Raw genomic sequence first — 11,454 nt, forward strand, 5'->3', positions numbered from 1 at the left:
GGTCAGGCGAGCGTGTAGGCGGTCTTCACCACGGTGTAGAATTCGCGGGCATAGCTGCCCTGCTCGCGCGGCCCATAGGACGAGCCCTTGCGGCCGCCGAACGGGACGTGGAAATCGACGCCGGCGGTGGGCAGGTTCACCATCACCATGCCGGCCTCGACGTTGCGCTTGAAATGGGTGGCGTGCTTGAGGCTCGTCGTGCAGATGCCGGCCGAGAGGCCGAACTCGCTGCCATTGGCCACCGCCAGCGCCTCGTCGTAATTCCCGACGCGGATGACAGAGGCGACCGGGCCGAACACTTCCTCGCGGTTGATGCGCATGGCGGGCGTCGTCTCGGTGAACAGCGCCGGCTGGAGGTAGAAGCCGGGCTTGGCGCGCTCGAGCCGGGCGCCGCCAAAGGCAAGGCGGCCGCCTTCCTTCGCGGCGAGGGCGATGTAGTCGAGATCCTGCGCGAGCTGGCTCTCATCGACCACCGGGCCGATCTGCGTGGTGGGGTCGAGCGCGTCGTCCACCTTCAGCGCGGCAAGGCGCTCGGTGAGCGCGGCGATGAAGCGGTCATGAATGGCGTCGGTGACGATGAACCGGCTCGACGCCGTGCAGCGCTGGCCGGTGGAGAAGAAGGCGCCATTGACCGCACAATCGACGGCCACGGAGAGCTCGGCATCGTCGAGCACCACCAGCGGGTTCTTGCCGCCCATTTCAAGCTGGACGCGGGCAAAGCGCGCCGCCCCCGCCGCCGCCACGCGTCGGCCGGTGCCGACCGAGCCGGTAAAGGAGATGCCGGCGATGTCCGGGTGGTCGAGCATGGCCTGCCCGACCTTGGAGCCCGAGCCCATGACGAGGTTGAACACGCCCGCCGGCACGCCGGCGCGGGAAATGATGTCGGAAAGCGCCCAGGCCGAGCCCGGCACCAGCTCGGCCGGCTTAAAGACGACGCAGTTTCCATAGGCCAGCGCCGGGGCGATCTTCCAGGCGGGAATAGCGATGGGGAAGTTCCATGGCGTGATGAGGCCGATAATGCCGAGCGGCTCGCGCGTCACCTCCACCCCGACGCCGGGCCGGACGGAGGCCAGCGTCTCGCCGGCAAGGCGCAGGCACTCGCCGGCGAAGAAGGAGAAGATCTGCCCGGCGCGCGTGACCTCACCGACGCCCTCGGCCAGCGTCTTGCCTTCCTCGCGCGACAGCAGCCGGCCGAGCTCGTCCTTGCGGGCGAAAATCTCGTCGGCGATCTTCTTGAGGATCTCGTGCCGGGCATAGGGCACGCTGCGCGACCAGGCGGGGAAGGCCGCCTTGGCCGCCTCGACCGCCGCGTTGAGTCCGGCGGCATCGGTGCGGGCGTAATGGCCGATCACGTCGCCAGTGTCGGACGGGTTGATATTGGCGAGGGCTTCAAAGCCCTCGACCCATTCGCCGCCGATGAAATTGCGGAACACAGCGCTCATGGTCAGTCCTTCGCCGCGCGGCGCGGTCAGTAGAGGAAGCGCGCGGGCACCAGCACCAGCGCGGGGAACAGAGTGAGCAGCGCCAGCACGATGAGCTGGGCGATGAGGAACGGCCACACGCCCTTGATGGCGAGCGCCAGATCGACCTTGCCCACTGCCGAGACGACGTTCAGCACCGTGCCGACCGGCGGGGTGATGAGGCCGATGGCGTTGTTCATCACGAACAATACCCCGAAATAGACCGGGTCAATCCCCGACGATTTGACGAGCGGCATCAGCACCGGGGTGAGGATGAGGATGGTGGGGATGAAATCCAGCGCCGTGCCGATGATCACCACCAGCAGCATGATGACGATCATCAGCTCGATCGGGTTGTCGCGGAACGGCTCCAGCAGCGCCGTCACCTCGGCCGGGATGTTGGCGATGGCGATGAGATAGGCCGAGACCGAGGCCGCCGCGACGAGGAACATCACCGCCGCCGTGGTGCGCACCGCCATCAGCATGGCGTGGATGAGCTTGGCCGGGGTCAGTTCGCGATAGACGAAGCTGCCGACCACCACCGCATAGACCGCCGCCACCACCGCCGCCTCGGTCGGGGTGAAGATGCCGCCCTTGAGGCCGCCAATGATGATGATCGGCAGGCCGAGCGCCAGCAGCGCGTCGAGGAAGGCGCGGCCCGCCTCGCCCCAACTCTGGCGCGGCAGGATGGCGACCTTGTCGCGCTGCGAGACGATCCACCAGGCAACGGCCAGCGCGAGGCCGAGCAGCAGGCCGGGCACGATGCCGGTGAGGAACAGCCGAGTGATCGACACGCCGCCGATCACGCCGAACACGATGTAGCCGATGGAGGGCGAGAGCACCGGGGCGATGATGCCGCCGGAGGCGATGAGGCCGGAAGAGCGCCCGACATCATAACCCGCCTGCCGCATCACCGGCAGCAGCATGGAGGCGAGCGCCGCCGTGTCGGCAATGGCCGAGCCGGACATGGAGGCGAGCAGGATCGCGGTGATGATGGCGACATAGCCGAGCCCGCCGCGCAGATGGCCGACCAGCGCCAGGCCGAGATTGACCAGCCGGCGCGACAGGCCGCCGGCATTCATCGCCTCGCCCGCCAGCAGGAAGAAGGGGATGGCGAGCAAAGGGAAGCTGTCCGCGCCATTGACCATCTGCAGCGCGATGAGCTGCCAGTCGAAGGCGCCGAGATGCCACATCAGCGCGCCGGCGGTGATGATCAGCGCAAAGGCGATGGGCATGCCGAGGAAGATCGCGCCCAGAAGGACGAGGGAGAAGATCGCGACGGTCACGACACGCCCTCCGCCACATTGGGATCCATCGCCGGGCCGCCGGGCCCACCGAGGATGACCTCGATGAGATCACCGAGAATGAGCAGGGTGAGACCCACGCCGGAAACCATCGCCGCGGCGTAGACATAGGCGGTGGACAGCTCGGAGACCGGCAGCAGATTGCCGAGGTTGAGCAGCGTCTGGTCATAGGCGCCGACCGCCAGCAGCACGGCGCAGGCGAGCGAGAGCAGGTCCGCGACGATGCGGCAGAGCCAGCGCCCGCCGCGCGGCAGGGCGACGACGAACATGTCGACGCCGAGATGACCCTTCTGCCGCATCACCGTGATGGCGCCGAGGAAGGTGACCCAGACGAAGAGCAGGCGCGACATCTCGTCGGCGATGGTGATGCCGCTGTCGAAGACATAGCGCAGGACGACATTGCCGAAGACCAGCACGACCATGACGCCGAGCAGGCCGACCAGCAGCAGCTCGATGCCGCGAAAGCCGAGATCGACGGCGCGCCGCAGCGGGCCGGTCTGAGGGGAGCGGGGCTCAGACATCGAGGCCCTCAATGGCGTAGATGCGCGCGGGGGCGCCATCGGCATTGGGAATGAGCAGCGGCGCGGCGCTGAGCAGCACGCGCGGGGCGCGCAGCTGCGCGGTGTTGATGACGTATTCGATCAGCGTGACACCGGCGCGCAGCAGCACGTCATGGGTGACATGCTCGGCGGAGGGCACGCTCTCGCCCTTCAGCAACAGGCGGATCGGGTAGTCCTGCGGGAAGTCGAAGGCGACCGCGCTCGGGCGGCGGGCGAGCAGCCACTCCGCCGCCTCGCGCGTCAGCCAAGGGGCCTGCGTCCAGAACTCCGGGGTCTTGTAATCGCGCCGGGCGCTCCAGCGGGTGGCGAGCAGCAGGATCTCGCCCTCCGCCCCGCCGGGATCGGCGCTTGCCAGCGCCTCCGGTCCGATGGGCGCATCGTCGGCACAGGCCGAGAGGTCGAGCACCCGACAGGCCCCGACCACCCGCTCCAGCGGGGTGGCCTCGATGGTCGGGGCATGGGCGACGAAATGCGCCTGCGCATCGACATGGGAGAAGCCATGGCAGGTGGTGGCGAGGCGGGTGACCCGGAACTGGTCGCCCGCCGCGATGTCGCCCTTCACCAGGACTTCCGGCGCCCAGCGGAAATGGCTTTCCACGGGCATGCTGAGATCGACGATGCGCATAGGACCGGCCTTCCGTCAGCTCGCCGCGGCGGCGATCTGCTCGGGCAGGGTCGGCCCGAACTTGGCGATGAAGTCCGCCTTCACCTTGTCGGCGACGATGGCGCGGAAGGCGGGGATGTCGACGGTCTCGACCACCTTCATGCCGTGCTCCTTGAGCGCGGCAAGGCTGGTGCCCTCGGCATCGACATTCATCTGCCGCTGGATGGTCGCCGCCTCGGCGGCCGCCGCGAGAATAGCGCCGCGCTGCGCCTCGGTGAGGCCGTCGAACTTCGCCTTGTTCATCACCAGCGGGGCGGTGGTGAAGGCGTGCTTGGTCAGCGAAAGGTTCTTCTGCACCTCATAGAACTTGGCGTTGAGGATGAGCGTGACCGGGTTTTCCTGCCCGTCGATGGAGCCCATCTCCAGCGCGGTGAACAGCTCGGTGAAGGCCATCGGGGTCGGCACCGCGCCGAGCAGCTTGAACGCCTCGATATGGGCGGGGTTCGGCGTGGTGCGGATCTTCAGGCCCTTCATGTCGGCGGGCACGGTGACGGCGCGGCGGTTATTGGTGACGTTGCGCCAGCCCACCTCCCAGGTGGCGAGCGCCTTGAGGCCCGACGGCTCCAGCTGCGCGCGCAGCTCGTTACCGATCGGCCCGTCCAGCACGCGCGCGACATGGGCGCGGTCGTGGAACAGATAGGGCAGATCGAGCACGTTGAGCTGCGGGGCGAGGCCGGTGAAGAAGGGGTTGCCAGTGAGGCACAGATCGAGCGTGCCGCCGCGCGTGCCGGCGATCATGGTCTGGTCGTTGCCGAGCGCGCCATTGGCGTAGACCTCGACGATCACGCTGCCGCCGGTCTTCTCCTTGACCAGTTCGGCGAAGCGCAGGCCGGCGCGGTGCCAGGAATCGACCTCCGGGTGCGGGTGGCCGAAGCGCAGCTTGATGGGCGCCTGCGCCAGCGCACGGGAGCCGGCACCGGCGGCGGCAAGCGCGGCGGCACCGGTGGCGAGGAAGGTACGGCGATCGAGACGGAGCATTGGCGTTTCCCCTTTATGGATGGGGGCGCGCCGTCGAGGGCGCGCCCGAGATCGTGCCGCGTTGGCGCGCGTCACTCGATGATGTTGAAGTCCTTGAGGTGCTCGTCGGACAGCTCGATGCCGAGGCCCGGCAGGTTGTCGTCGAGCTGGAGGAAGCCGTTCTCGGGCATCGGGTCGCCCTTGAAGATGTAATAGAACAGCTCGTTGCCGACCTCGACGTCATGCACCGGGAAGTACTCGGCCATGGGCGAGGCGAGCGTCGACATGGTCAGGTGATAATTGTGCATCTGGCCGGCATGGGGGATGACCGGGATCGAATAGGCCTCGGCCAGCGCGTTGATCTTGCGGGCGGCGGTGATGCCGCCGACGCGGTTGGTGTCGTACTGGATCACGTCCACCGCGCGCTGGTCGACGAGCTGCTGGAAGCCCGCCAGGGTGAACTCGTGCTCGCCGCCGGAGATCGGCAGCACGCCGAGCTTGCGCAGCTCCTTGTAGCCCTCGATGTCATCGGCGATCACCGGCTCTTCCAGCCAGCGGATGTTGAAGGGCTCAAGCAGGCGCAGCATCCGCTTGGCGTATTCAAAGGTCCAGCCCATGTAGCATTCGCACATGAGGTCGCGGTCGGGGCCGATCACCTCGCGCACGGTGCGCACCAGGTCGATGTTCTTCTTCATGCCGGCCGGGCCGTCCTGCGGGCCCCAGCCGAAGCGCATCTTCACCGAGTCGAAGCCCTGATCGACATAGGACTGCGCCTCGCGGGCGAGGTCATCGAGCGGCTGGCCGTAGAGCTTGGAGGCGTAGCAGCGGATCTTCTCCTTGGTGCGCCCGCCGAGCAGCTTGAAGACCGGCTTGCCGACCTCCTTGCCCATCAGATCCCAGATGGCGATGTCGATGGCGCTCATCGCGGTCATGCCGACGCCCTTGCGACCCCAGGCATGCGAGCGGCGGTACATCTTCTGCCAGATGTACTCGTTGTCGAACGGATCCTCGCCGATGAGCAGCGGGGCGTAATACTCGTCGATCGCCGCCTTGGTGACGCGCGGGGAGAGCGCGGCATTGCCGATGCCAATCGTGCCATCCTCGGTCTCGATCTCGCAGACCAGCCAGCCATGGAAGCGGAAGCTGCCCATATTGTCGCCGCGCTCGAAAAGCTGGTCGGCGGCGTTGGTGCAGAAGTTGCGGGCCGGAGGGACGACCTTGCCCTTCCATTCAAAGACGCGGGTGCGGACGTTCTTGATCTTCATGGGACACACGGGGAGCGTTGGCGGAGCGGGAAGGGTTCAGGCCGCGCGCGGGGTGGCGCGGCGGGTCTGCGCCATGGCGCAGAGGATGTCGAAGGCGGCCTGGGTGGCACCGACATTGGCTTTGCCCTCGCCATAAATGTCGAAGGCGGTGCCATGGGCGGGCGTCGCGATAGGAATGGGCAGGCCGCCATGCACGGTGACGCCGCGCGAGAAGCCCATGAGCTTCATCGCGATCTGGCCCTGGTCGTGATACATGGTGACGATGGCGTCGACCTCCTTGGCGCGCAGGAAGATCGTGTCGGCCGGGTACATGCCGATGACCGGGAAACCCTGCGCCCGCGCCGCCTCGACGGCGGGGCCGATGACGTCGATTTCCTCGCGGCCGAAACTGCCATTGTCGCCATTATGCGGGTTGAGCCCGCACACCGCGATGCGCGGCTCGGCCACGCCCGCCTTTAGCAGCGTCGTGCTGGCGAGACGGATGGCGCCGAGGATCTTCTCCTCGGTGATGAGGTCGGACACCTCCTTCAGCGCCACATGGCTGGTGACGCGGCTGGTCCACAGCCCGTCCAGCGTGTTCAGCTCGCCAAACGGGCCGTTGGGCTGGAGCAGTTCGGCGAACCAGTGGGTCTCGTCGGCATGGGCGAGGCCGGCGAGGTGCATGGAATGCTTGTTGAGCGGGGCGAAGCACACCGCGTCGGTGACGCCGTCGACGGTGAGGTCGATGGCCTGCTGCAGCGTGTCGAGCGCATAGCGCCCGCCATTGGCGGTGGCGACGGCGCGCTCGAACGGGGCGCTGGCGGCGCCGGAATAATCCCACAGCACCGGCGTGCCGGGGACGGTATCGGGCGCGTGGTCATGGGCGCGCGGATCGGTAGTCAGCGTGTAATCGAAACGCTCCCCGGCGATGCGCATCCCTTCCTCCAGCTCCGCCCGGTCGGCGATGATGAGGAAGTCGGCGCGCTCGCGGTTGGCGGGATCGCTGATGAGGCGGGCGACCAGCTCGGGACCGATGCCGGCGGGGTCGCCGAGAACGACGGCAATGCGGGGCTTCATCAGGATCTCCTTCAGGCGGGGGAGCGGCGGGCGGCCAGCCAGGCGACACAGCGCGCGGCGAGCGGCCAGAGAACGAGGGCGAAGGCGAGCGTGGTCAGCGTGCCGGCGATGGAGGTGCTCCAGAACACGCCGAGCGAGCCGTCCGAGAGGATCATCGACTGGCGGAACGCATCCTCCGCCTTGTCGCCGAGCACCATGGCGAGCACGAGCGGGGCGATGGGGTAGTCGAGCTTCTTGAAGACGTAGCCGATGACGCCGAACACCATGGCCAGCACCACGTCGAACATGCTGTTCGAGACCGTGTAGGCGCCGGTGAGGCAGACCACGATGATGAGCGGCCCGATGATGGCGAACGGGATGCGCAGGATCGAGGAGAACAGCGGCACGGTCGCCAGCACCAGCACCACCGCCACGATATTGGCGAGGTACATGGAAGCGATGAGGCCCCAGACGAAATCATGCTGCTCGACGAAGAGCATCGGGCCGGGCTGCAGGCCCCAGATCATCAGCCCGCCCATCATCACCGCCGCCGTGGCCGAGCCGGGCACGCCGAGCGCCAGCATGGGCAGCAGCGCCGAGACGCCGGCCGAGTGATCGGCCGCCTCGGGCGAGACGATGCCCTCCGGCTCGCCGGTGCCGAAATGATCGCGCCGGCGCGAGAAGCGGCGGGCGACGCCATAGGACATGAAGGAGGCCGCCGTCGGCCCGCCCGGCGTGATGCCCATCCAGCAGCCGATGATGGTCGAGCGGATCAGCGCCAGCCAGTGGCGCGGCATCGAGGCCATGGTGCGGAAGACGGTGGCGAGATCGACCTTGGTGCGGATGCCCTCGAATTTCAGGCCCTGCTCGACGGTGAGGAGGATCTCGCCAATGCCGAACAGACCGATCACCGCCACGAGGAAGGTCACGCCCTTGATGAGCTGGTCGCTGCCGAAGGTGAGGCGCATCTCGCCGGACACTGTGTCCATGCCCACCGCCGCCAGCGACAGGCCGATCAGCAGCGAGGCGGCGGTCTTCAGCGGGTTGCCGCCGCCCATGCCGATGAAGCTGCAGAAGGCGAGAAGATAGACGGCAAAGTATTCCGGCGAGGAGAAGCGCAGCGCGATACCGGCGATGGAGTTGGCGAGCAGCGTGACCAGGATCACGCCGACCAGCGCGCCGAAGCCGGCGGCGCTGAAGGCGGTGGCGAGCGCCTCGGTCGGCTTGCCGGCGCGGGCCATCGGGTAGCCGTCGAAGGTGGTGGCGACGGAGGACGGCTCGCCGGGGATGTTGAACAGGATGGACGTCGTCGAGCCGCCGAACAGCGCGCCCCAATACATCGAGGACAGCAGGATGATGGCGCTGACCGGGTCCATCGAGAAGGTCAGCGGCAGCAGCAGCGACACGCCGTTCGGCGCGCCGAGGCCGGGGAGCACGCCGACCAGGATGCCGAGCAGCACGCCACCCACCATGATGGCGATGTGATAGGTGGTGAAGGCGGTCTGGAAACCGACGAGGAGCGAGGCGAAATCGGACATGGGCCAGCGTCCTCAGTAGATGCCGAGGGCGTTTTCGAGCGGTCCCTTGGCCAGCGGCACGCGGAACCAGAGCTCGAAGACGGCGAAGAACACGGCGATGACGGTGGCGGAGGTGGCGAGCGAGCGCAGCCACGGATAGCCGCCATGGCGCCGCATCATGAAGACCAGATAGGCGAAGGACGGCACGTAGCAGCCGAGCCACGGCATTACCGCGACCAGCACCGCCGTCGGCACGAACACCGCGAGGCTGGAGGCCAGCTCCTCGCGGGAAACGAAGCTCTCCTCGCGGTCCGACTTCAGCGCCTGCAGGAAGATGCCGAGGCTGATGGCGATCAAGAGGAGGCCGATGCGGAAGGGGAAATAGCCGGCGCCCGGCCCGGTCTCGCCCCAGCCCGTGTCATGACTGAGGCTCTCCGTGGCGACGATGCCGCCAAAGATGGCGACCGCCACCGCGGTGCCGAATTCCATCGATCGCCGTCGTGCCAGCATCGCTCAGGGTCCGGGTCATGACAGGGGGCGCGGCGTGCCGCGCGGGATAAAGGAGGTGCCGGACGAACCGGCACCCAAGGGCTCGACACGAGGGGGCTGTGCCGAGAAAGCGCTGCCGCGGAAGACACGGAGGACTAGCCGGTCGGCGGGCTCAGTTGACGAGCCAGCCATCCTCGGCGAACTGGACGCGGTTCTTCGCCTCGTCCTGCTTGATGGTGTCGGCGAGCGCGGCGCCGGTGACGAAGCTCTCCGTCTGGGAGGTGCGCGCCAGCCACTCCTTCCACTCGGGCGCCTGGCGTACCTTGTCGAGCACGCCGGCATAATAGGCGACCTGCTCGTCGGTGGTGTCCTTGGGCAGCCACACGGTGCGCGGCATCTGGTAGCTTTCCAGCGGAATGCCGGCCTCGACGCAGGTCGGGATGTCGGCCCAGGACATGTTGTCGGCCACGACCTCCTTATAGGTGAGCCGCTGCGGGGCGAAGACGCAGAGCGGGCGCACCTTGCCGGCCTTCCACTGGCCAACATTCTCCTGCGGGTTGTTGGTGTTGGCCTGCACATGCGCGCCGGCGAGCTGCACCGCCGCCTCGCCGCCGGACTTGAAGGGCACATAGGTGAACTTCACGCCCGCCGCCTTCTCGAGGCGCCGCACCAGGATCTGGTCGGTGTCCTTGGACTGGCTGCCGGCGACCTTGATGCCGCCGTCCTGCGTGCGGGCGGCGGCGATGAACTCGGCCGCGGTCTTGTAGGGCGTCTCGGTGTTGGTCCACAGAATGAACTCGTCCACCGCCATGGAGGCGACGGGTCGCAGGTCGCTGCTCTGGTAGCCGACCTTGGTCACCAGCGGCAGCAGCCACTCATTATTGGTGCCGAAGACTACCTTGGTGGCGTCGCCGGCGGCGCCCTTGCCATAGACGAAGGCTTCCGAGCCGGCGCCGCCGCCCTTGTTGGAGACGACCACCGGCACGCTCATCAGCTCGTGCTTCTGGATGATCGACTGGACGAGGCGGGCGAACTGGTCAGTGCCGCCACCGGGGCCGGAGGCGACGATGAACTCCACCGGGCGGTTCGGCTGCCAGTCGGCGGCGGCAGGAACTGAGCCGGCTATGAGGCTGGTGGCGACAAGGCTGGCGGCAGCGAGGCACGCGGCCATGGGGGCCGTCGCGATGGTGAGGCGCATCGCAGATCTCCTTGGGTGGTTTCCATCCGAAACGGTCTTGGGCGCCGTTGTGAGCGCCAATCTGGCTAGGGTCGTTCAACTTGTCAACTGGACCGGTCACCAGTCCAGTAGACCAATCGCAAAAAATGTTTAGAATAATGACAGAAGCCCGCGCCGGGCTACTATTCGCGAGCGTCGCCCGCCAAGGCGCGCCACGAAACAAGCCGAGACACGACCGGGGGGACGTACACGCGCATGTTGCAGGATTTGCCGGCTCTCAAGCAGCAACTGTCCAAACGCACCATGCGCGAGCAGATCGCCGAGCGCATCGCGCATATGATCCAGTCCGGCCTGCTGCGGGTGGGCGACGAACTGCCCAGCGAGCGCGAGCTGGCGCAGATGCTCGATGTCAGCCGCGAGACGGTGCGCGGCGCGGTGCAGATGCTCGCCGCCATCGGCATGGTGGAGATTTCGCAGGGCGCGCGCACCCGCATCATTGGCACGGAAGGCTTCGGCCACTCGCAATTCGCCGACGCGACCGAGCTGTCGCGCTATGGCGCGGAGGATGTCTACCGCGCCCGCCAGCTGGTCGAGGGCTTCGTGGTGCGCGAGGCGGCGACGCGCATCGACGCCGACACGCTGCAGCGCCTCGCCGGCCTCGTCGAGGCGCAGGACGCGATGAGCGAGGATCCCGTCCGCTTCCAGATCTCCGACGCCGAGTTCCACCAGCTCATCTACCGCGCCGGCGGCAATGAGCTGCTCGCGCATTTTCTGGTCGATGCCTATGGCTACGCGCTGGCCTATCGCCGCGTGGCGCTGCTGGTGCCGGGCGCGGTGCGCGTCTCGATCGACGATCACCGCCTCATTCTCGCGGCGCTGGCCGCGCATGACGCGGATGCGGCGGCGGCGGCGATGAACCGGCACATCACCCGTGTGCACGAGACCACCCTGCAGGCGATGACCCTGCGCCCGGAACCCCCCGCCGCGCTCTGAGGCGACGGCCCGCCGGGCCGCGCTCGCGCGCGC

Annotated in this window: 11 protein-coding genes; 1 reads left to right on the forward strand and 10 read right to left on the reverse strand. The window is 67.8% G+C overall.

The window, feature by feature from the left end; genetic code table 11:
* Positions 1-2 precede the first annotated feature (2 nt).
* From OU996_RS00350 to OU996_RS00395, 10 genes are all read right to left on the reverse strand, one after another.
* On the reverse strand, positions 3-1,442 hold the full coding sequence (locus OU996_RS00350) for an aldehyde dehydrogenase family protein (RefSeq protein ID WP_267583706.1): 1,440 nt from the start codon (positions 1,440-1,442) through the stop codon (positions 3-5).
* A gap of 26 nt (positions 1,443-1,468) precedes the next feature.
* Positions 1,469-2,746, reverse strand: coding sequence for a TRAP transporter large permease (locus OU996_RS00355; protein WP_267583707.1), 1,278 nt, complete (start codon positions 2,744-2,746; stop codon positions 1,469-1,471).
* The gene (locus OU996_RS00360; RefSeq protein ID WP_267583708.1) at positions 2,743-3,285 is read right to left on the reverse strand and encodes a TRAP transporter small permease; all 543 of its coding nucleotides are present in this window, start codon (positions 3,283-3,285) and stop codon (positions 2,743-2,745) included. The genes OU996_RS00355 and OU996_RS00360 overlap by 4 nt, the downstream gene beginning before the upstream one ends.
* Positions 3,278-3,949 (reverse strand): cyclase family protein, encoded by a 672-nt coding sequence (locus OU996_RS00365; protein ID WP_267583709.1) that lies wholly within the window; start codon positions 3,947-3,949, stop codon positions 3,278-3,280. The genes OU996_RS00360 and OU996_RS00365 overlap by 8 nt, the downstream gene beginning before the upstream one ends.
* A gap of 15 nt (positions 3,950-3,964) precedes the next feature.
* On the reverse strand, positions 3,965-4,966 hold the full coding sequence (locus tag OU996_RS00370; RefSeq protein ID WP_267583710.1) for a DctP family TRAP transporter solute-binding subunit: 1,002 nt from the start codon (positions 4,964-4,966) through the stop codon (positions 3,965-3,967).
* Between the two features lie 71 nt (positions 4,967-5,037).
* Positions 5,038-6,210, reverse strand: a complete 1,173-nt coding sequence (locus OU996_RS00375; RefSeq protein WP_267583711.1) for an L-rhamnonate dehydratase — start codon at positions 6,208-6,210, stop codon at positions 5,038-5,040.
* A gap of 36 nt (positions 6,211-6,246) precedes the next feature.
* Positions 6,247-7,266 (reverse strand): 4-hydroxythreonine-4-phosphate dehydrogenase PdxA, encoded by a 1,020-nt coding sequence (locus OU996_RS00380; RefSeq protein ID WP_267583712.1) that lies wholly within the window; start codon positions 7,264-7,266, stop codon positions 6,247-6,249.
* Positions 7,267-7,277: 11 nt separating this feature from the next.
* Positions 7,278-8,783 (reverse strand): tripartite tricarboxylate transporter permease, encoded by a 1,506-nt coding sequence (locus tag OU996_RS00385; RefSeq protein ID WP_267583713.1) that lies wholly within the window; start codon positions 8,781-8,783, stop codon positions 7,278-7,280.
* Positions 8,784-8,795: 12 nt separating this feature from the next.
* The gene (locus OU996_RS00390) at positions 8,796-9,251 is read right to left on the reverse strand and encodes a tripartite tricarboxylate transporter TctB family protein (RefSeq protein ID WP_267583714.1); all 456 of its coding nucleotides are present in this window, start codon (positions 9,249-9,251) and stop codon (positions 8,796-8,798) included.
* Between the two features lie 172 nt (positions 9,252-9,423).
* On the reverse strand, positions 9,424-10,449 hold the full coding sequence (locus OU996_RS00395) for a Bug family tripartite tricarboxylate transporter substrate binding protein (RefSeq protein ID WP_267583715.1): 1,026 nt from the start codon (positions 10,447-10,449) through the stop codon (positions 9,424-9,426).
* Between the two features lie 234 nt (positions 10,450-10,683).
* Between OU996_RS00395 and OU996_RS00400 the strand changes: the two genes are divergently transcribed.
* A complete protein-coding gene (locus tag OU996_RS00400; RefSeq protein ID WP_267583716.1) occupies positions 10,684-11,421 on the forward strand; it encodes a FadR/GntR family transcriptional regulator in 738 nt (245 codons plus the stop codon).
* Positions 11,422-11,454: the final 33 nt, after the last annotated feature.

It is taken from the genome of Ancylobacter sp. SL191, assembly GCF_026625645.1.
In the GTDB taxonomy this organism is placed as follows: domain Bacteria; phylum Pseudomonadota; class Alphaproteobacteria; order Rhizobiales; family Xanthobacteraceae; genus Ancylobacter.

Excerpts from the sequence above, each read along its gene's own strand:
- OU996_RS00350 (WP_267583706.1), bottom strand. The coding sequence starts at position 1,442 with ATGAGCGCTGTGTTCCGCAATTTCATCGGCGGCGAATGGGTCGAGGGC.
- OU996_RS00360 (WP_267583708.1), bottom strand. The coding sequence starts at position 3,285 with ATGTCTGAGCCCCGCTCCCCTCAGACCGGCCCGCTGCGGCGCGCCGTC.
- OU996_RS00365 (WP_267583709.1), bottom strand. The coding sequence starts at position 3,949 with ATGCGCATCGTCGATCTCAGCATGCCCGTGGAAAGCCATTTCCGCTGG.
- OU996_RS00370 (WP_267583710.1), bottom strand. The coding sequence starts at position 4,966 with ATGCTCCGTCTCGATCGCCGTACCTTCCTCGCCACCGGTGCCGCCGCG.
- OU996_RS00375 (WP_267583711.1), bottom strand. The coding sequence starts at position 6,210 with ATGAAGATCAAGAACGTCCGCACCCGCGTCTTTGAATGGAAGGGCAAG.
- OU996_RS00380 (WP_267583712.1), bottom strand. The coding sequence starts at position 7,266 with ATGAAGCCCCGCATTGCCGTCGTTCTCGGCGACCCCGCCGGCATCGGT.
- OU996_RS00385 (WP_267583713.1), bottom strand. The coding sequence starts at position 8,783 with ATGTCCGATTTCGCCTCGCTCCTCGTCGGTTTCCAGACCGCCTTCACC.
- OU996_RS00390 (WP_267583714.1), bottom strand. The coding sequence starts at position 9,251 with ATGGAATTCGGCACCGCGGTGGCGGTCGCCATCTTTGGCGGCATCGTC.
- OU996_RS00395 (WP_267583715.1), bottom strand. The coding sequence starts at position 10,449 with ATGCGCCTCACCATCGCGACGGCCCCCATGGCCGCGTGCCTCGCTGCC.
- OU996_RS00400 (WP_267583716.1), top strand. The coding sequence starts at position 10,684 with ATGTTGCAGGATTTGCCGGCTCTCAAGCAGCAACTGTCCAAACGCACC.